Source organism: Actinoalloteichus caeruleus, assembly GCF_049311605.1.
GTDB lineage: Bacteria > Actinomycetota > Actinomycetes > Mycobacteriales > Pseudonocardiaceae > Actinoalloteichus_B > Actinoalloteichus_B caeruleus.
In genome coordinates, this window is the sequence record NZ_CP186005.1 from 703,311 (window position 1) to 722,868 (window position 19,558).

Sequence of the window (19,558 nt, forward strand, 5' to 3'; positions counted from 1 at the left end):
CGCCTCCGGCGCATGTGACGAGTCGCTACCGTGGTTCGGCCTCGGGGCAGGGCGTGCCGCTGAGGACTCGCGCTCCACTCCGGAGCGGTCCTCGGGCGGTCCGCCCGAGACCCCGGATCGCCTTACCGAGTGGTTCCGGCGGCGGTGGTTGATCCGCCCGAGGCGAGTCGACCGCCGACAAGCGCACCCGCTGCCGCGGGTGTTTCACCTGTTCGGCCCTGGACAACGGGCGAGGGGCGCGTGGTGGGACCGCACGTAGCGTGCGGGTTTCCGTTCACTGAATCACCTGCCTGGCTGCCTGTCACAAAGCTGTGCGCTTAGGTAGCGTCCGGAAGCGGTGGGTCGTGTCGGAGGCGGCCTGCCCCGGGAGGCCCTAGTCGTGGCAGTGATCGGTACGGCGGTGGAACCGTTCGTCACGAGCGCGGGGCCGGCAGCCGGCCCGGTCGGCTCGCGGCGGCGTTCGCCCGACGGCGTCACCGACGGCCACCTCTGGGCGGGCCCGGCCCAGCGACGTGCGGCCGCGTCCGCGTGGCCGTGAGGGAGTTGCCGTGACCGCACCCCGTACTTCGAGGCGATCCTCCAGCCGTTCCACCACCCCCGGCGCCGACGCGCCGGAGGCGGGTCCAGCCAGCACCCGGTCCACCCGGTCCCAGCCGAGCCGCGCCACCGGCCGCCGAAGGACCAGCACGACCAGGACCGGGACGGGAACGGCCTTCGTGCTCGACACCTCCGTCCTGTTGTCCGACCCGTGGGCCGCCACCCGCTTCGCCGAGCACGCGGTGGTGCTGCCCCTCGTGGTCATCAGCGAGCTGGAGGCGAAACGGCACCACCCCGACCTCGGGTGGTTCGCGAGAGAGGCCCTGCGGCTCCTGGACGACCTCCGGTCACGGCACGGTCGTCTCGACCAGCCCGTCCCCGTGGGGGACGACGGCGGGACGCTGCACGTGGAGCTGAACCACTCCGACCCCCAGGTGCTCCCGCCGGGTTTCCGCACCGACTCGAACGACACCAGGATCCTGGCCTGCGCCCTGAACCTCGCGGCGGAGGGACGCCGCGTCACCCTCGTCACCAAGGACATGCCGCTCCGGGTGAAGGCCGCCGCCGTCGGACTGCCCGCCGACGAGTACCGGGCGCAGAACGTCACCCCGTCAGGGTGGACCGGCACGGTCGACCTCGAGGTGAGCGCCGAGGAGGTCGACGAACTGTTCCGGGCCGGGAGCGCCGACCTGGAACAGGCACGCGAGCTGCCCTGCAACACCGGGCTCCGGCTGCTCGCCGGCACGGCGAGCGCGCTGGGCCGGGTCACCCCGGACAAGCAGGTGAGACTGGTCAGAGGTGACCGGGAGGCGTTCGGACTGCACGGGCGTTCCTCCGAGCAGCGCATCGCCCTCGACCTGCTGCTCGACCCCGACATCGGGATCGTCTCCCTCGGGGGCCGGGCCGGAACCGGCAAGTCCGCGCTCGCGCTCTGCGCGGGGCTGGAGTCGGTGATGGAGCGCCGACGGCACCGCAAGGTCGTGGTGTTCCGGCCGGTGTACGCCGTGGGCGGTCAGGACCTCGGCTACCTGCCCGGCACCGAGAACGAGAAGATGTCCCCCTGGGGGCAGGCGGTGTACGACACCCTCGGCGCCCTGGTGAGCCGCGACGTGATCGACGAGGTCACCGACCGGGGGATGCTGGAGGTCCTGCCGCTCACCCACATCCGAGGGCGCTCACTCCACGACTGCTTCGTGATCGTGGACGAGGCGCAGTCGCTGGAGCGGAACGTCCTGCTCACGGTCCTGTCCCGGTTGGGCAGCGGTTCCCGTGTCGTGCTGACCCACGACGTCGCCCAACGGGACAACCTCCGGGTGGGCCGCCACGACGGGGTCGCCGCCGTCATCGAGAAGCTGAAGGGGCACCCGCTCTTCGCGCACATCACCCTCACCCGTTCCGAGCGGTCGCCCATCGCGGCGCTGGTGACCGAGATGCTGGAGGTCGATGTCGCCTGACGGGACGGCGGCGGGCGCTCAGTCCAGCGCCCGCCGCCGGAACCCGGCGACGCCCAACGCCCCGAAGAGCAGGCAGGACAGCACGAGCACCGGAAGGCAGACGGCGAGCGGCATGTGCGGGACCTCCGGGGCCAGCTCCGCCCGCATCCCCTCGCTCGCGTAGGTCAGGGGGTTCAGCACGCAGATCCACTGGAACCACGGCAGCCGCTCCAGGGAGGGCCACGGGAACTGCGTCGCACCGGTGAAGATCAGCGGGGTCAACACCACCGCGAACAGCACGTTGATCCGCCTCGGCGGCACCGCGGTGCCCATGACGAGACCGAGTGAGGCACCGGCGAGCGCGCCGAGCACCAGCACGACGACCGCCACCGGCAGCCCGCTCGTCCGCCACGAGATCCCGCCCAGCACCAGCGCCCCGACCGGGATCATCAGCAGGGCCGCCACCAGACCGCGCAGCGCCCCGAACACGATCTTCTCCACGGCGACGAGCGCGACGGGCATCGGCGCGAGCAACCTGTCCTCGATCTCCTTGGAGAAGCTGAAGTCGAGCACCAGTGGCAGCGCCGTGTTCTGGAACGCGCCGAGGAAACCGTTGAGCGCGACGATGCCGGGCAACAGGACCTGGACGTAGTCACCCTGCACGTAACCGAGGTCGGCGAGCACCTTGCCGAAGATGAACAGCAGGAAGAAGGGCTGGATGAGCACCTGGGCGAGGAAGGAGGGCAGCTCACGTCCCGTGACGAAGACGTCCCGCCAGAGCACTGCCAGGAAGGTCCGCGCCGCGACCCGGTGCCGACCCGCTGGCCCAGGCGCCGCCACCGCCCCGCCCGCCGAGCCGCTCACCGCAGCTCCCGACCGGTGAGCTGGATGAACACGTCCTCCAACGTGCCCCGACCGATCGACACGTCCGACACCGTGCCCCCGGTCGCGGCCACCGCGCCCAGCACGGTGGGGAGCACGCCCGTCGGGTTGGCGTCGAGGTAGACGCGCAGCGCGCACGTCCGGTCCCCCGCCCGACCGGGGGCCGCCGGCGCGATGCCCTCGCCCGGCCCAGCCTCGGGCGCCTCCCGCCCGGGCGACTCGGGGGCGTCCCCCAGCCCCGCCGCATCCCCCGCCTCGTCCCGCGCCCGGTCGACGTGCTCGACCCGCAGCACCGACGGCACCCTGGACACCGCGTCCACCAGGCCACGGGGGTCGGCTCGCCCCGGTTCCACCACCAAGGTCAGGGTGTTGCTGCCGGGCAGCGAGGAGGTCAGGCCGGCCGGTGTGTCCAGGGCCAGCAGGCGGCCGTGGTCCACGATCCCCACCCGGTCGCACAGCTTGGCGGCCTCGGCCATGTCGTGGGTGGTGAGCACGACCGTCACGCCCTGCCCCCGCAGGCTCAGCACCCTGTCGTGCACGAACAGGCGCGCCTGGGGGTCCAGCCCGGTGGACGGTTCGTCGAGGAACATCACCCGTGGCTCGTGCATCAGGGCGCGGGCGATCATCAGCCGCTGGGACTGCCCGCCGGAGAGCTTGTCGACCAGACCTCGGCGGTGGTCGGCCAGGCCCATCCGTTCCAGCAGCTCGTCGGCCAGTCGGTTCCTCCTGGCGCGGGGGACCCCGTGGTAGGTGGCGTGGAACAGCAGGTTCTGCCGGACGTTGAGGGAACGGTCGAGGTTGATCCGCTGGGGGACCACCGCGAACAGTTGTCTCGCTCGTTCGGGGGAGCGGACCACGTCCACCCCCTCGACCTCGGCGCGGCCGGAGGTCGGTAGCACCCGGGTGGTCAGGACGCCGACGGTGGTGGTCTTGCCCGCTCCGTTGGGGCCGAGCAGGCCGAACACCTCACCGTGTTCGACGGTGAACCCCAGTCCGTCCACGGCCCTGGTGGGCCGTCGACGGTACTGTTTGACCAGGTCAACGACCTCGACAGCGTTGCCCATCCCGCCAGGGTAGGACGGTGCCCGGTGCTCGGCGACCGCTGCGGCCGGCCCTGTTCACCAGCCGGCGGGCAGCGGGCGACCCTCCGCGAAACCGGCTGGGGGAGTTCGAGGACGGGACGGACGTTGACCTACGGAGATCCGTTACGAACGCGGTTGCGGTGGCCCGCCACGCGCCCGGTTGACGGCCCCGCCGGGTGCTTCGGCAGGGGAGGCGGGTCACGCGGACTTCAACACCTGGGTAAGGCGCGAGCGCGACTCGGCGGCACCGGTGACGTCCGCGCGCCTGCCCAACGCCCTGCGGATTTCGGCCAGGTCGTCCTTCGCCCGCCGCGATTTCAGGGGTGCCTCCGCGCTCAGCGCTCGCTCACCGTGGATGAGTCCTTGACTCGCGTCGCCAACGTTGAGTTCGAGGATGGCGAGCTTCCCCAGGGAGAACGCGCGTGCGCGGGCCTGGGTTGGCGAACAGCGGGCGATGGACCGGCGCACGCGGTCACGCGCGTCGTCGATGTGGGCAGGAGCAACGAGAACCAGGGCAACCGATAGCAGGAGGAGGGAGCTACGTGAGCTGGCATCACCTACCGGAGCACGTGCGGGACGTGGTGCGAACGCACCTCGGGCCCGTGGTGGCCGCACACCCGGTTCGTGCGGGGCAGTCCGCCGACGTCGCCAGCGTACTTGGCACGGCGGCCGGGCCCGACGTGTTCCTCAAGGCCGTGCGCGGGGTGTCGAAGCGGATGCGGTGGCTTCGCAATGAGATCACGGCCGCGCCTCTGACGGGCGGTCTGGCCCCCGCCGTGCTGGTGGCCGAGGACGTTGGGGAGTGGTTGGTGGTGGTGTTCGAGCATGTGCCCGGACGTGCCGCGAATCTCTCCCCGGGTCCCCGGACCTGCCTTTGGTGGCTGAGGTGGTCAACCGCATCGGCCAGCGGCCGGGTTCGGGGCTGAAGCCGCTGCGCGTTCGGTGGGGTGTCACGGACTGGTGGTACCGACTGGCAGCGGAAGCACCCGATGCGGTGGTCGGGTGGGACACGGACGAGGCTGTGCGATGGGCCTCCCGGTTCCCCGGGGGAGCGGAGGGGGATCGCCTCGCGCACACCGACCTACACGGTGAACAGTTCCTGATCGAGGCGAGTGTCGTGCGAGTGGTGGACTGGGGTTATCCGGGGTGCGGTGCGGCCTGGGTGGATCCCGCGTTCCTGGTGCTCCGGCTCGTCGAGGCCGGGCACACCCCGCACGAGGCCGAGACGTGGGCACGCACCCATCTGTCGCATTTCGTCGACGACGAGCGCCTGACCGCGTTCGCCACGCACATCGCCGGGCTGTGGGGCTACTGGGCGGTGACCGGGGACATCTCGGGAGCACACGGTCGAGCGCGCCTCGCACGCGACTATGCCAGCTGGCGGCTCGCTCTCACGCGCGGTGAGTAACACGCCTCCGCCAGCTGAGGCCGACGGCGAAGTCGTTCCGCCGCGCCCGGGACTGGGTTGTCGCCGAGTCTCGAGTACCGCATTCCCCGGTCAAGCGCCTTCGACCCCGCTGCCCATCCCGCCAGGGCACGGCGCCCTCCCCTCCTCGGTGATCGCCGTATCGAGGAGGGGAGGAGCGCACCGGGCGGCCGCGTCCGCTCACCAGCCGGCGGGCAGCGGGCGTCCCTCCGCGAAACCGGCGGCCGACTGCACCCCCAGCAGGGCTCGTTCGTGGAACTCGGGCAGCGTGCGCGCGCCCGCGTAGGTGCAGGCGGAGCGGACCCCGGAACTGATGGCGTCGAGCAGGTCCTCGACGCTCTCCCGGCGGGGTTGCAGCAGCATCCGCGAGCTGGAGATGCCCTCCTCGAACAGACCCTTCCTGGCACGTTCGAAGGCGTCGTCGCTCCGGGTGCGAGCGGTGACGGCCCGCTTGGAGGCCATGCCGAACGACTCCTTGTAGGCACGTCCTGTCTCGTCGTAGCGCAGGTCACCCGGCGACTCGTAGGTCCCTGCGAACCAGGAGCCCACCATCACCGAGGACGCCCCGGCGGCCAAGGCGAGGGCGACGTCCCGGGGGTGGCGCACGCCCCCGTCGGCCCAGACGTGCCGGCCGAGTTCGGTCGCCGCCGCCACGCACTCCGCCACGGCGGAGAACTGCGGCCGGCCGACGCCGGTCATCATCCGGGTCGTGCACATCGCCCCAGGGCCGACCCCGACCTTGATGATGTCCGCGCCAGCCTCGGCGAGATCACGGACGCCAGCGGCCGTCACCACGTTCCCGCCGACCACCGGCACCGGCGGGTCCAGCGAGCGAACCGCGCGCAGGGCGTTGATCATCTTCTCCTGGTGACCGTGGGCGGTGTCCACGACGAGCGCGTCCACCCCCGACTCCACCAGCGCGGAGGCCTTCGCGGCGACGTCCCCGTTCACACCCACGGCCGCCGCGACCCGCAACCGGCCCTGGCCGTCCAGCGCCGGCCGGTAGATCTCCGAGCGCAGCGCGGCCTTCGCCGTCAGGACCCCGGCGAGCCTCCCGTCGGCGTCCACGGCCAACGCGGCCTCGGCGGTCCTGCCGTGCAGTCGGTGGAAGACCTCCCGAGGAGGGGTGTCGATCGGGACGACCACGATCTCGTCGTCGGCCACCTGGCCCACCCGGGTGAACCGGTCGACCTCGGCGCAGGCCGCCTCGTCCACCGTCCCGATGGGGCGGTTCTCCTCGTCCACGACGACCACCAGGCCGTGGGCCCGCTTGGGGAGCAGGTTGATCGCGTCCGCGACGGCGTCCCCGGCCCGGAGCACCAGCGGGGTGTCCCACACCGGGTCCCGCCGCTTGACCCAGCTGACGATCTCGCTGACCGCCTCCGGGGCCACGTCCTGGGGCAGGACCACGAGGCCGCCGCGGCGGGCGACGGTCTCCGCCATCCGCCGACCGGCCACGGCCGTCATGTTGGCCACGACGAGGGGCAGTGTGGTGCCGGTGCCGTCGCCGGTGGACAGGTCCACGTCGAACCGGGACTCCACGTCGGACCGGTTGGGCACCAGGAAGACGTCGTCGTAGGTCAGGTCGTGACTGGGGTGTTGTCCGTCGAGAAACCGCACTGTCGAAGCGTACGGGGACGACGCGGGAAAAAGCAGGTGCTCGCGGACCGGACCCGTTCGCCCGGGCCGAGGTCGAGCGGGCGGCCACCACGCCGCCCCGGGGGTGGGCCTGCCCCGAGCGCGCCGGGGTCGCGGTCAGGGAGGAGACCCGGGAGGGTCCGGATGCGGTGGGGCGAGTGGGGCGGGAGGGTCTCCGCGTGACACGACATCCGCACCACGAACGGCGTGACGGCGCACCGTCCCGAGGCCTGCGCCGACACGCGACTCCGCCGGCACTGGCCCTCGCCGCACTCTTCACGGCGCTCCTGCCCGCCGCGGCGGCCGCCGACCCGACCACCGGTCCCGACCCCGAACCCGTCGCGTGGTCCTCCTGCGCGACCGAGCACACCCCGCCGGACCTGGAGTGTGCGACCCTCTCCGTCCCCCTCGACTGGGCGGCCCCGGACGCCGGGACCATCGACCTCGCGCTCAACCGACTGCCCGCGAGGGAGGAGGACGAGCGGGTCGGGGCGCTCCTGGTGAACCCCGGCGGTCCCGGTGGCTCCGGCGTGCAGACCGTCCAGTACGGCGGCATGGGGCTGGGAATGCCGGAGTTCCTGCCGCTGCGCGAGCACTTCGACCTCGTCGGTTTCGACCCGAGGGGGGTCGGCGAGAGCACACCCGCCACCTGCGCCCGCTCGCCGCACGACCACACCGTCAGCCACCAGCCCGCCAGTCTCCCCGAGTACGTCCAGCTGCTCCGGCACAACAGGGAGGTCGGCCTGGGCTGCCGCGCCGAGTCCGGGCGTCTCGTCGACCACATGGACACCGGCAGCGTCGCCAGGGACGTCGACGCGATCCGGGCGGCACTGGGTGAGGAGCAGATCTCCTGGCTCGGTCTCTCCTACGGAACGGAGATCGGGCTGCTGTACGCGGAGCTGTACCCCGAGCGGGTGCGCGCGATGGTGCTGGACGGGGCCGTCGACCACAGCCTCGACCCGTTCACCGCCGCCAGGGACGAGGCGGTGGCCACCGAGGCCGCGCTGGGCCGCTTCGCGGACTGGTGCGCGGGCTCCTCGGACTGCGTGCTCCGGGACCGCGAGGTCGTGGAGGAGGTCCGGCGACTCCTCGACACCGCGGAGGAGTCCGGGGTGTGGAACTCCGACGCCGGCCGGTCCGCCACCGCGACGGAGGTGACAGCGGGGATCTACGGCTACCTGAACCTGCGCGACATGTGGCCGGCGCTCGCCGAGGCGGTGGCCGAGGCCCTGGACCCCGGAGGACCCGACGCCGCGTCCCTGGTCTCGGCCACCATGTTCGTCAGCCCCGGATACCCCGCCTACCGCATCGTCGGCTGTCACGACTTCACCGCCGGCACCCCGACCTACGCCGCGATGCGGGAACAGCGGCGGGCGCTCCGCGAGCTCGCCCCCGTCATGTGGCGGTACACCGAGTTCTCGGACTTCGCCAGTGGGTGCGCGGGCTGGCCGGTGGAGCCGGCGAACCCGCCGAGGGAGCACCAGGTGAGCGGGACGCCCACCGTGCTGGTCGCGACCAGTGCCCACGACCCGGCCACGCCGGCCCACTGGGCCGAGGCCCTCGCGGCCCAGTTCGAGGACGCCCGGCTGCTCACCTTCGACGGCGATGGCCACACCGCCGCGCTGAACTCCGGTTGCGCCAGGGAGCACGAGGCCCGCTACCTGATCGACCTCGAGCCGCCGCCCGAGGGACTGGTCTGCCGGGACTGACCCCGAACACCCGTCAGGCGGGGGTGGGCGGCGGTCCGGCCCTCCCGGTCACCGCCCGCCCCCGCCCACTCCTCAGCGTTCGCCGCCGCGCGCCATCCGCAGCACGTCCAGCGCGTCGTCCAGCTGCTCGGCGGTCAGCTTGCCCGAGGCCACGTGACCGCGTTCCAGCACCACGTCCTTGATCGTCCTGCGCTCCTTCAGCGACTGCTTCGCGATCGAGGCGGCCTCCTCGTAGCCGATGTAGCGGTTCAACGGGGTCACCACCGAGGGCGAGGACTCCGCGTACTCCCGCGCCCGCTCGCCGTCGGCCACGGCGCCGGCGACGACCTTGTCGGCGAGCAGCCGGGCGACGGCCGCCAGCAGCCGCGAGGACTCCAGCACGTTGCGCGCGATCACCGGCAGCATCACGTTGAGCTGGAAGTTGCCCTGCGAGCCGGCGAAGGCCACCGCCGCGTCGTTGCCGATCACCTGGGCCACCACCATCATCGTGGCCTCGGAGATCACCGGGTTGACCTTGCCCGGCATGATCGAGGAGCCCGGCTGGAGGTCGGGCAACTGGAGTTCGGCCAACCCGGTACGGGGTCCGGAACCGAGCCACCGCAGGTCGTTGGCGATCTTGAACAGCGACACCGCGACGGTCCGCAGCTGCCCGGAGGTCTCCACCACGCCGTCCTGCGTCGCCTGCGCCTCGAAGTGGTCCCGCGCCTCCACCAGCGGCAGGCCGGTCACCTTCGCCAGCTCCGAGGAGACCGCCGCGCCGAACCCGGTGGGAGCGTTCAGCCCGCTGCCCACGGCGGTGCCGCCGATGGGGAGCTCGCCCAGCCGGGGCAGGCTGGCGCGCAGCCGCTCCACGCCGTAGTTGACCTGGCTGGCCCAGGCCGCGGCCTCCTGCCCCAGGGTCACCGGTACGGCGTCCATCAGGTGCGTGCGGCCGGACTTGACGACCTCGGCCCACTCCTCGGCGCGCTTGCCGAGCACGGCGGCGAGGTGCTCCAGCGCCGGGATGACGTCGGTCACCACGGCCTCGGTGGCGGCCACCCGGATGGTGGTCGGGAAGGTGTCGTTGGAGGACTGGGAGGCGTTGACGTGGTCGTTGGGGTGCACGTCCCGCCCGAGGGAACGGGTGGCCAGGGTCGCGATCACCTCGTTGGCGTTCATGTTCGACGAGGTGCCGGAGCCGGTCTGGAAGACGTCGATGGGGAAGTGGTCGTCGTGACGTCCCTCCGCGACCTCGTCGGCGGCCGAGGCGATCGCCGCGGCGAGGTCGGCGTCCAGCACACCGAGCCGGGCGTTCACCCGGGCGGTGGCGGCCTTGAGCAGCCCGAGAGCCCGGATCTGCGACCGCTCCAGCCCACGCCCGGAGATGGGGAAGTTCTCCACGGCGCGCTGGGTCTGCGCGCGCCACAGCGCGTTCGCCGGCACCCGGACCTCGCCCATGGTGTCGTGTTCGATGCGGTATTCGCCGTCCGCTGCCGGAGCGCCACTCTGCTGCTCTGTCATGGCTCCTGTTTGTACCGGTTCGCCAGGGGCGGGGGCACCGCGACCTCGAACACATCACCGGTGCCCTTCGCCACATGCCCTCGCCGCCGGGGGCGACGCCGCCGCGCGCGATCACGGACGGCGAGGATCACCTGACGGGGGGTAAGATCGGGTGGAGAACCCCGTGCCCGGACCCAACCCGTGACGGAGGCGAACCGCGTGGACTCACGAGCCGGCGCCCGACATGGCGCCTGACACCACTGAGGACGTCGATCTGGTGGTGGTGGGCGCGGGGCCGGTCGGCCTGTACGCCGCCTACTACGCCGGTTTCCGGGAGCTGACGGTCGCGGTGGTCGACTCCCTCCCGGAGCCAGGCGGGCAGGTCACCGCCATGTACCCCGAGAAGCTCATCTACGACGTGGCCGGCTTCCCCGAGGTCCGGGGGCGCGACCTGGTGGAGGCACTGGTCGCGCAGGCCAACCGGTGGAACCCGACCTACCTGCTGGGTCGGCAGGCCAGGACGGTGACCGACCGGGAGGACGGCCGGGTCGACGTCGGCCTCGGCGACGGCGCCGTGGTCCGGGCGTCGGCGGTGCTCGTCACGGCCGGGATGGGGGAGTTCCGTCCCCGCCCGTTGCCGGCGGGCGAGGGCTGGCTCGGACGCGGGGTGGTGCACTTCGTCCCGCGCCTCGCGGCGCACACCGGTGAACGGGTGCTGGTGGTGGGCGGCGGCGACTCGGCCTTCGACTGGGCCGCCGCCCTGCACCCCTTCGCCGCCGAGGTCACCCTGGCCCACCGGCGATCGCGGTTCCGGGCGCACCCGGCGAGCGTGACCCGGGTGCGTGACCTGGGAATCCCGGTGCTCACCGAGGTGGAGGTGGCCGGGCTCGTCGAGGGTGACGGCGGGGAGCTCCGCGCCGCCGAGCTCCGCTCCTCCGACGGCTCCACGCGGGAGCTGCCCGTCGACACGGTGGTCGCCGCGTTGGGTTTCCTCGCCGACCTCGGGCCCGTCGCCGAGTGGGGGCTGCGGCTGGACAAGCGGATGATCGGGGTGGACAGCACCATGCGGACCAGTCGGGACCGGGTGTACGCGGCCGGGGACATCGCCGGCTACCGGGGGAAGGTCAAGTTGATCGCCACCGGCTTCGGTGAGGCGGCCACGGCGGTGAACAACATCGCGGTGCTGCTGGACCCCGAGGCGCACCTCTTCCCCGGGCACTCCAGCGACGGCGGCTGACGTCGCCAGCCGCCGTCGGAGGGGGACGCCGGCGCGCGGAGCGCCGGTCGTCGTCGGTCAGCCGACGTGGCCGTCGATCCACCCGGCGAGGGCGGTCACGTTCCCGTAGATGGACGGCCCGGTCGCGCACACCGGGCTGTTGTTACCGGAGCGGCTGGTGGCGCCGACCAGCTCCCAGTCGGAGCCGGTGGACCTGAGCTGCGGCCCGCCGGAGTCGCCGTAGCAGGCGCCGGCGTTCCCACCTGGGTTGTCGGTGCACAGTTCGGTGGCCGCGTTGATGCCCCAGCAGGAGGTCGCCGGCACGATCCGGGTGTCCAGCTGTTGCAGGGTGACCGGTGGCCCGCACTGCCCGGCCGGGCACGCGTCGCCCCAGCCGAGCAGCCTGGTCGGGGTCCCGGGGCCGCCGTCGCTCGTCGCGATCGGGATCGGTTCCTGGCCCACCGGGCTGGCGAGCCGTACGAGCGCGATGTCGTAGCCGAGCCGCTGGCCGTAACTCGGGTGGATGACGATCTGGCTCGTGCCGACCAGGGTGCCCCCGGAGGTCCGGTCGACGCTGCCGACCCGGGCGCGCACACCCGAGGGCGCGCTGCCCGTCACGCAGTGGGCGGCGGTCACCACCCAGTCCTCGCGGATCAGCGAGCCACCGCAGAAGTGGCTTCCGTTCGCGCGCTGGAGGGAGACCATGAACGGGTAGGTCTGGGTGGCGTCCTCACCGCCGACGATCAGCGGGCGCACGGTCGAGTCCTCGGGCTCGGTGCTCGCCGTGGCGACGGCGGTCGACCCGAGGAAGGCCGCGGCGGCGGCGATCACCGCGGCGAGCGCTCCGCGCAGCGTCATGCGTTGTCCTTATCTTCTAAGTCCTTTCCGGCAGGGAAGGAGGGAACAACCTGACGCTAGGCAGGGCGCCGGCACGCGGTAAGGGGCCGAACCCCGCAACCGGACTGCGCCGTTCCGACGTCGGTACGGCCGGCGCCGTCCGGCTGCGTCACCGGGGTGACGTGGGTGACGGGGGTGCTCAGGGCAACGGGGGCGGGGGGAGCAGTTCGGCGACGCCGCTGTCGAAGTCGACCGAGGAGAACGCGCGCAGCTTCGCGAGCCGGTGGTAACCCTCGATCATCCGCACCGTGCCCGACTTGGAACGCATCACGATCGACTGGGTGGTGCACCCGCCCGCCCGGTACCGGACGCCGCGCAGCAGATCGCCGTCGGTGACGCCGGTGGCGCAGAAGAAGGCGTTGTCGCCCGCCACCAGGTCCTCGGTCTCCAGGACACGGGAGAGGTCGTGCCCGGCGCCGGTGGCCCGTTCCCGTTCGGCGTCGTCCCTGGGCCACAACCTGCCCTGGATCGCCCCGCCCAGGCACTTGAGCGCGCAGGCGGCGATGATGCCCTCCGGGGTTCCCCCGATGCCGAGCAGCATGTCGATGCCGGTGTCGGGACGGGCGGCGGCGATGGCGCCGGCCACGTCACCGTCGGAGATGAAGTAGACCCGGGCGCCCGCCGCGCGGACCTCCTCCACGATCTTCTGGTGCCGTGGGCGGTCGAGCACGCAGACCGTCACATCCGAGACATGGATCTGCTTCGCGCGGGCCACCCGGCGGATGTTCTCCGCCACGGGGGCGGTGATGTCCACCACGGCGGCGGCCTCGGGGCCGACCGCGAGCTTCTCCATGTAGAAGACGGCGGACGGGTCGAACATCGCGCCGCGCTCGGCGACCGCGAGAACGGCCAGGGCGTTGGGCATTCCCTTGCTCATCAGGGTGGTGCCGTCGATCGGGTCGACGGCCACGTCGCAGTGCGGGCCGTCCCCGTTCCCGACGTGCTCCCCGTTGTAGAGCATCGGGGCCTCGTCCTTCTCGCCCTCCCCGATCACGACGACGCCCCGCATCGAGACGGTGCCGATCAGGGTGCGCATGGCGTCCACGGCCGCCTGGTCGCCGCCGTTCTTGTCGCCTCGGCCGACCCAGCGACCGCTGGCCATCGCCGCCGCCTCCGTCACACGAACGAGTTCCATCGCGAGGTTGCGATCGGGTGTTTCTCCGGACCGGGTCTGGTCCTTGGCACTCTCCGTGCCCGGTGTGGCGGCTGGCGGTGTGCTCATGGCGTCTCCTGACGATCGGCGCCGGTAGGCGCGCATACCCAGCGTGGTCGATGGTGGCAGAACCAGCCGGGCCCGGCATCGACGAGTCGGCGGTTGATCGAACAAGGTGGCGGCGACCACAACCAGGATGGTCCGGTGGTCGCCGCCGGGCACGCCGACCGCCGGATCAGCCCCGCGCGGGCTCGGGTTCCTGGCGTTTCCTGATCGGCTGCCGAGGACGGGCGACCAGCAGCTTGCTCAGCGGGCTCCGCAGCAGGACCTCGACCACCACGAGGGTGATGGCGAAGGTGGCCAGCACCAGCAGGGAACTCCGGACCAGCGTGGAGTTCGGGAACGTCTCGAACAGCCAGCTGCCGAACCCGACGCGGTGCAGCACGTCGATGAGGATCGGGTGCGCGGCGTACACGCCGAACGCCCGGATCGCCCCCAGGTCGACGGCCCGTCCGACCAGCCCGCGCCCGTCTCCCCTGCGCTCGTTCCAGGCGGAGGCCACCAGGTAGAGCGCGATGATGGAGACGACCGCCCAGGCCAGCATGGAGGGGTGCTGCGCGGACGCGGCGAGGTGCGGGGCGACGCCCTGCCCGCTCCGGTAGAGGTACACGCCGGTGCTGATCCCGAACCCGAGCAGGATCACCGGCAGCATCAGCACCCAGTTCCGCGTCACCCAGGAGTGCGCCCGGTCGAAGTGCACGGCGGCCAGCGCCCCCATCGCCGCGAACAGCACGTACATCGGGAACAGCTTCCACACGTGCTGGTGCAGCAGCACCAGCGCCGGGTGCTGCGGGCCGGGGAGCACCGTGACCCACAACATCGCGGCGAGCTGGATGGCGATCGCCCCGCACAGCAGCTTGCCGTGGTGGCCGGTGGTCTTCCTCACCAGCCAGCGGAGCGCGGGGAACAGCAGGTAGATCTGCATGGAGATCAACAGGAAGTACAGGTGGTACTTCGCGTCGCCCTTGACGATCTGCAGGACGGTGTCGTAGGCGACCGCCTGCCAGCCCGGCCAGGGGTCCGCGCTGCGGACGAGGGGTTCCCAGACGGAGTAGATGATCGACCACAGCAGGTAGGGCAGCACCACGAGTCCGAAGCGGCGCCGCCAGAAGGTGGTGGCCTTCGTGTCCCGGTGGTAGTAGCCGAGGAACAGGACGAAGACGGTGATGAACACGAACCCGTAGCGGGTGTAGTGCATCAGCATCGAGAGCCCGGCCATCTGCCGGTCGATGTCTGGGCCGTAGTTGATGGTGCCCACCGCGTGCACCATGACGACGCAGGAGAACAGAACGACCCGCATGAAGTCGATGCTGTAGTTCCGCCGACGCCCGTCCTTGCCGGTCGGAGCCGCCGGCTTGGCTAAGGGGGCTGCCTCCGAGGGCGTGGTTGCACTCAACGAAGAGTCCTTCCCGATCTCAGGCTGATGACGGCGAAGAGCGCGTTCGGTACGTCCCACGCGCCTGCCACGAATAGTGAGGAACCCTGTCTCGCTATTCGACTCTATTGAGTGAAAGTAGCTGCTTGACGAGTGGACCGCGAAAGCGGGCTTCCACGCAGAGGCCCGAAACCTCACTCTGATGATGGAACTCCACAGGGTGTGGGTGGTCGCGCGGTGGACGGCCCTCCGCCAGGTCGTGCCGTGGTGGGGCCGTGTCCGGTCCCGGTCACCTGCGGTGACCAGGGCCCACCGCCGCCGCTCGGCCCCCGGGCTGTCCGCCACTCCGGCACGGCTTGCGAGGATGGCCGGGTGGCCGAGAACTCCACCGACCCCAGAACGGGCCCGCCGGCCCCCAAGAGCAGGGCACAGCAGTCCACCCGTGACCTGCTGCTCTCGATGCTGCCCCTGCTGCTGGTCCTGTTGGCCCTGACGGGCCTGGTCGGCATGTGCAGCTTCAGCCCCGGTGGGCCGAGCGTCGACCCGGACGTCGGTGCCCGGTCGGACCCGGACGGCGACCTCCGGCGGGCGGTCGGCTCGGTCGACCTCGCCGTGCGCGAACCCGACCTGAGCGAGGACTGGCGGGTGAACAACGTGCGGGTCAGCCAGCTGGGCGACCGGGGAACGGTGGCCACCGCCCTCCGCGTCGGCTACCTGACCCCGGACGGCCGCTACCTCCGGCTGTCACAGTCCGACGCCGAGGAGGCGGAGCTCGTCGCCTTCGAGACCGGGGTGGACCCGGCGGGGCTCGGCACCGTGGAGGCCGCGGGACTCACCTGGGTCCGCTACGCCGCCCAGCGCGACGAGGAGGCCTGGACCACCGAACTCGACGGCCAGCGCGTGCTGCTCACCGGCAGTGCCGACGAACCGGAGTTCCGGGAACTCGCCGAGGCGACCGTGGCGGGTGACCTGGTGGAACCGGGCGCCGGAACCGCCACCGACGGCGGCTGAGCGGCACCACCACCGGCGGCCGACCGTTCCCGCCACGGCCGTACCTCGCCGCGCGCCGGAACCACCGCGACTCCCCGCCGATCGGGGCCAGGACGGCCCGCCGGATCGCGGGAACCGCCCGTGGGCACACGGGGAGGGAGACCGGCGGGTCAGGCCTCCCACCGGGGGGCCGGGCACGCGGCCACCAGAACGCGACCCGTGCCCCAGGTGGACCTCCGGCCAGCCGACGGGTGGTCGCGGAGCGGGCGCCCCTCGGGCAGCGGGGACGAGCGGTGCCACCATCGACCGGCACCGGCCGGCTTCCTCCTCGGCCCCACCCCCGGAAGGAGCACCGGCCTGGGTCACCAGCCGGAGAACCGCACCGACGACCCAGGTGCGAGGCGCGCGGACATCCCAGGCCCGCTCCCGCCGCGACACCCCCACCTCGGGAGATCGTCACGTCAGCGGCTCGGGGCCCGAGCCACGGTTCCACCGGTCGCCCCAGCCGTCCCCAGCCCGGCGACCCGGGGTCCTGGTCGGGAGCCACGGCGAGCCACGGGGCCACGGCTGGCGGACCCCCGCGCGGCGGGGGACTCGCAACGACCAGCCGAACCAGGCCGGGACGCACCTGCCCCGACCCGCCGCACCGGTCAGCGTGGCGGGTCGGTGTCCTCGACCGAGGCGAGCGCCCGGTCGACCCGCTCCCGCGCGCCCTCCAGATGACGTTCGCAGACCCTGGCCAGCGCCTCCCCGCGCTCCCACAACTCCAGCGACCGCTCCAGCGACAGCCCACCGGCCTCCAGGGCGCGGACCACCGTCGTGAGCTCGTCCCGCGCCTCCTCGTAGCCGAGAACGGCCAGGTCCTCGCCCGGTTCCAGGCTCGGGTCGCCCTCCGGGGGGCTCCCCGGCTCTCCGGACGGTCGGTGCAGCGGTTCGCGTGCCGCGCTCAGTTCGTCACTCACCCGGTCGGACTTCCCAGTCGTGTCTTGACGGCGACGACGACCGTCGCCACCGCCTGGTCGTAGCCGACGAACGCCTCGGCGAACTCCGCTCCGTCTCCCTCGCGGACGGCGTCGACGATGCGGAGCTCGGCGTCGGTCACCCGCCGGCGGTGGACCGAGCCCGTGGACATCCACCACTGGCGACCCGCGTAGGTCGAGGTGGCCTCGGACAACGCCAGCAACCTCGGCGCCAGACCGCGCCGCGCCGGCGAGTGGCATCCCGCGAGCAGGCTCGCCCAGCAGTCCGCCGCGGCCAGGTTCGCCTCCTCGGCCCGCCGCCACACCACCCTGGCGCTCGACCTGGTCGGAGGTTCGTTCAGACTGTCCGCAGCCGTTCTCGCCGCGGCTACGGTGAGCGGGAGAAAGGTGGGTTCGCGCGCCGGGAAGGGCACCACTACCTCCGGTCACCACGAGGGGTCTGGTCGGATACGACAGCGCGCACCGCACCGTCGGCCACCCGGACGCGGAGTCGCGTGCCCGGCTGGGCGTCGGTGACGGAGGTGAGCACCCGTGGGGTCCCGTCCTCGTCGACGTGCTGCACAACCGCGTACCCACGGGCCAGCGTCGCGGCGGGTCCGAGAGTCGTCAACCGGGACCGTACCGATCGCAGACCGGTTTCCTCCGTGTTCAACTCCGTGACAACCGCACGCAGGCCACGCTCGCGTAATGTTGCCACTTCCTGGCCTCGATATGCCAGCCACTGGTGCGGGTCAGCCAGCGCCGGACGGGTCCGGACCGAGTCCAACAGGCGCCGTTCCCGGTCGACCCAGCCGTGCAGGGCACGCCGCGCCCGGTCCCGCAATACGAGGACCTTCCGCGTCTCCTCCGTGACATCCGGCACCAGGTGCCGCCCGGCGGCCGTGGGCGTGGAGCACCGGACGTCCGCCACGTGGTCGACCAGCGGTGTGTCGGGCTCGTGACCGATCGCGCTCACCACCGGCGTGCCGCAGGCGGCCACCGCCCGGCACAGCGCCTCGTCGGAGAACGGCAGCAGGTCCTCGACGCTGCCGCCACCCCGCGCCAGCACGATCACGTCCACCTCCGGGTCGGCGTCCAGGGCGCGCAGGGCGCCGAGGATGCCCGGCACCGCCTGCGCTCCCTGCACCGCGACGTTCTCCACCCGGAAGCGCACCGCCGGCCAGCGGGCCGAGGCGTTGGTCAGCACGTCGTGCTCGGCGGCCGAACCGCGGCCGGTGATCAGCCCGACCCGGTTCGGCAGGAACGGCGGCCTCCGCTTGCGCGCGGAGGAGAACAACCCCTCCGCGGCCAGCAGGCGGCGCAGCCGCTCGATCCTCGCCAGCAGCTCCCCGATCCCCACCGCCCGGATCTCGTCCACCCGCAGGCTCAACGACCCACGAGCCAGGTAGACGGACGGTTTGCCGTGCACCACCACCCGGGCACCGTCGGTCAGCGGCGGGTCGACGGACCGGAGGACACCCATCGGGCAGGTCAGGCTCAGCGACACCTCGGCCGAGGGATCCCGGAGGGTGATGAACGCGGTCCCGGTGCCGGGCCGGGCCGACAGCTGGGTCACCTGGCCCTCCACCCACACCGAACCGAGGCGGTTGATCCACTCGGCGATCTTCCGGGCGACGGTGCGCACCGGCCACGGCTCCTCCGGAGTGGTGGCGCCGCTCACGTCGCGCCCCCAGTCCGGGAACCGCCCCGATCGTCGACGGGGCACGAGGTGGGGGTGAGTGGTCGGGGGCCAGTGCGGTGGCTGGGGCCGGGCCGGGAGGTCGGCCGCCGGCCGACCGGGCGGGCTGCGGAACTCACTCGCCGGTCACCGTCCTGAGGCGGTTGGCCAGCATCCGGACGTACTCCGGTCGGGCGGACTGGCCCTGCTCGTACTCCAGCAGCGCGCTCAGATCGGCGGCGGAGAGGCCGCGCAGGTGGCCGCGCAGCTGCGGCAGGCTGAGGTCCGGGTACTCGGGCAACGCCTTCGGGGCCTCGGCGTGGGTGCCGGACCCGCCGCCAGCGGAGCCGGCCGATCCTCGACCGCCTGTCGCGGAACGGCCGGTGCCGGCCTCCTGGCGTCGCGAACGTGGCGGGCGGTGCGCGGTCGGACCGTCGTCGGCCGGGCGGGACGAGCGGGTGTGACGCTCCTCGTCCCCCGCACCACCGGACCGCGACGGCCGCCGCCGTCCGGTCCCGGTTCGCGCCCCCTCGCCCCCGGTCCGCGCCTCACTCGTCCGGTCGGCCATCGTTCCCCCGGTAGTGGCGGCCCCGGCGGCCCCGGCTCGGCCGGTCGAGGGGACGGCCGCGTCGCCCCGTTCGCCGGTCCCGCGCTCGTCACCCGGGCCGTCCGCGCTACCGACCTCGTCCTCGTCGAACGTGGCCCACTCGGCCTGCGCCGGACTGTCGCGCAGCCCGGCCAGGGCCTGGTCGCCCCTGACCGCCAGCTCGGTGATGCCCTGCTGGACCCGCATCGAGAGCTGGAGCGCCTGGCTCGCGACGGTGATGGGCAGACCGACGAGGTGCTCGGGGAGTTTGCGGGCCTGTTCGGCGGCGGTGACGGCCACTCCGGCGGCGATCCGCAGGGGCAACGGCAGCGGTTTCATACCCCTAGCCTGCCGGAGGGCACCGCCGGCCCGCACTTCTCCTCGCGGGGACCAGCCGTTTCGGGACCGGTCGCGCCCCGGATCCGGGGAGCGCCCACCCCTCTCCGCCAGTGCCGGTC

General features: G+C 72.7%; 18 protein-coding genes. 6 read left to right on the forward strand and 12 right to left on the reverse strand.

The genetic code is table 11. The features are described 5' to 3' along the window. Nucleotides 1–548 precede the first annotated feature (548 nt). Nucleotides 549–1,991, forward strand: coding sequence for a PhoH family protein (locus ACOJVX_RS03165; RefSeq protein ID WP_081715203.1), 1,443 nt, complete (start codon nt 549–551; stop codon nt 1,989–1,991). An 18-nt stretch (nt 1,992–2,009) separates the two neighbouring features. On the opposite strand, the gene ACOJVX_RS03170 is transcribed toward ACOJVX_RS03165, so the two are convergent. From ACOJVX_RS03170 to ACOJVX_RS03180, 3 genes are all read right to left on the reverse strand, one after another. Beyond that, on the reverse strand, nt 2,010–2,834 hold the full coding sequence (locus ACOJVX_RS03170; RefSeq protein WP_081715202.1) for an ABC transporter permease: 825 nt from the start codon (nt 2,832–2,834) through the stop codon (nt 2,010–2,012). Next, nucleotides 2,831–3,916, reverse strand: a complete 1,086-nt coding sequence (locus ACOJVX_RS03175) for an ABC transporter ATP-binding protein (protein ID WP_026417351.1) — start codon at nt 3,914–3,916, stop codon at nt 2,831–2,833. The genes ACOJVX_RS03170 and ACOJVX_RS03175 overlap by 4 nt, the downstream gene beginning before the upstream one ends. A gap of 216 nt (nt 3,917–4,132) precedes the next feature. Then, nucleotides 4,133–4,402, reverse strand: a complete 270-nt coding sequence (locus tag ACOJVX_RS03180; RefSeq protein WP_026417350.1) for a hypothetical protein — start codon at nt 4,400–4,402, stop codon at nt 4,133–4,135. 74 nt (nt 4,403–4,476) lie between these two features. Between ACOJVX_RS03180 and ACOJVX_RS03185 the strand changes: the two genes are divergently transcribed. Further along, nucleotides 4,477–4,860 (forward strand): hypothetical protein, encoded by a 384-nt coding sequence (locus tag ACOJVX_RS03185; RefSeq protein ID WP_418154024.1) that lies wholly within the window; start codon nt 4,477–4,479, stop codon nt 4,858–4,860. 95 nt (nt 4,861–4,955) lie between these two features. Further along, on the forward strand, nt 4,956–5,342 hold the full coding sequence (locus ACOJVX_RS03190) for a hypothetical protein (RefSeq protein ID WP_418154025.1): 387 nt from the start codon (nt 4,956–4,958) through the stop codon (nt 5,340–5,342). Between the two features lie 198 nt (nt 5,343–5,540). Here the strand turns inward: ACOJVX_RS03190 and ACOJVX_RS03195 are convergent, their stop codons facing one another. Continuing rightward, nucleotides 5,541–6,980, reverse strand: a complete 1,440-nt coding sequence (locus ACOJVX_RS03195) for a GuaB1 family IMP dehydrogenase-related protein (protein ID WP_026417348.1) — start codon at nt 6,978–6,980, stop codon at nt 5,541–5,543. Nucleotides 6,981–7,177: 197 nt separating this feature from the next. Between ACOJVX_RS03195 and ACOJVX_RS03200 the strand changes: the two genes are divergently transcribed. Next, a complete protein-coding gene (locus tag ACOJVX_RS03200) occupies nt 7,178–8,707 on the forward strand; it encodes an alpha/beta hydrolase (protein WP_422647228.1) in 1,530 nt (509 codons plus the stop codon). A gap of 72 nt (nt 8,708–8,779) precedes the next feature. Here the strand turns inward: ACOJVX_RS03200 and ACOJVX_RS03205 are convergent, their stop codons facing one another. Then, nucleotides 8,780–10,207 carry a class II fumarate hydratase gene (locus tag ACOJVX_RS03205; RefSeq protein ID WP_422647229.1) on the reverse strand — a complete coding sequence of 476 codons (1,428 nt, stop codon included), beginning with the start codon at nt 10,205–10,207 and terminating at the stop codon, nt 8,780–8,782. A 223-nt stretch (nt 10,208–10,430) separates the two neighbouring features. Here ACOJVX_RS03205 and ACOJVX_RS03210 point away from each other — a divergent pair, with 223 nt between their 5' ends. Then, nucleotides 10,431–11,423: an NAD(P)/FAD-dependent oxidoreductase gene (locus ACOJVX_RS03210; protein WP_422647230.1), complete on the forward strand. Its 993-nt coding sequence runs from the start codon at nt 10,431–10,433 to the stop codon at nt 11,421–11,423. A 57-nt stretch (nt 11,424–11,480) separates the two neighbouring features. Here the strand turns inward: ACOJVX_RS03210 and ACOJVX_RS03215 are convergent, their stop codons facing one another. From ACOJVX_RS03215 to ACOJVX_RS03225, 3 genes are all read right to left on the reverse strand, one after another. Then, nucleotides 11,481–12,260: a S1 family peptidase gene (locus tag ACOJVX_RS03215; RefSeq protein ID WP_418154030.1), complete on the reverse strand. Its 780-nt coding sequence runs from the start codon at nt 12,258–12,260 to the stop codon at nt 11,481–11,483. 178 nt (nt 12,261–12,438) lie between these two features. Continuing rightward, entirely contained in the window at nt 12,439–13,521 is a 1,083-nt protein-coding gene (gene glpX, locus ACOJVX_RS03220; RefSeq protein WP_422647231.1) for a class II fructose-bisphosphatase, read from the reverse strand. Nucleotides 13,522–13,687: 166 nt separating this feature from the next. After that, entirely contained in the window at nt 13,688–14,908 is a 1,221-nt protein-coding gene (locus tag ACOJVX_RS03225; protein ID WP_155886022.1) for an acyltransferase, read from the reverse strand. A gap of 351 nt (nt 14,909–15,259) precedes the next feature. On the opposite strand from ACOJVX_RS03225, the gene ACOJVX_RS03230 reads away from it, so the two are divergent. Then, the gene (locus ACOJVX_RS03230) at nt 15,260–15,898 is read left to right on the forward strand and encodes a DUF4245 family protein (protein ID WP_051313308.1); all 639 of its coding nucleotides are present in this window, start codon (nt 15,260–15,262) and stop codon (nt 15,896–15,898) included. A gap of 629 nt (nt 15,899–16,527) precedes the next feature. On the opposite strand, the gene ACOJVX_RS03235 is transcribed toward ACOJVX_RS03230, so the two are convergent. The 4 genes from ACOJVX_RS03235 to ACOJVX_RS03250 form a co-directional block, all read right to left on the reverse strand. After that, nucleotides 16,528–16,839 (reverse strand): exodeoxyribonuclease VII small subunit, encoded by a 312-nt coding sequence (locus ACOJVX_RS03235; RefSeq protein WP_211237453.1) that lies wholly within the window; start codon nt 16,837–16,839, stop codon nt 16,528–16,530. Next, nucleotides 16,836–17,165, reverse strand: coding sequence for a sugar ABC transporter substrate-binding protein (locus ACOJVX_RS03240; protein ID WP_422647232.1), 330 nt, complete (start codon nt 17,163–17,165; stop codon nt 16,836–16,838). The genes ACOJVX_RS03235 and ACOJVX_RS03240 overlap by 4 nt, the downstream gene beginning before the upstream one ends. A gap of 107 nt (nt 17,166–17,272) precedes the next feature. Next, entirely contained in the window at nt 17,273–18,517 is a 1,245-nt protein-coding gene (gene xseA, locus ACOJVX_RS03245) for an exodeoxyribonuclease VII large subunit (protein WP_026417341.1), read from the reverse strand. Nucleotides 18,518–18,650: 133 nt separating this feature from the next. Next, nucleotides 18,651–19,439 (reverse strand): lipid droplet-associated protein, encoded by a 789-nt coding sequence (locus ACOJVX_RS03250; protein ID WP_418154035.1) that lies wholly within the window; start codon nt 19,437–19,439, stop codon nt 18,651–18,653. Nucleotides 19,440–19,558: the final 119 nt, after the last annotated feature.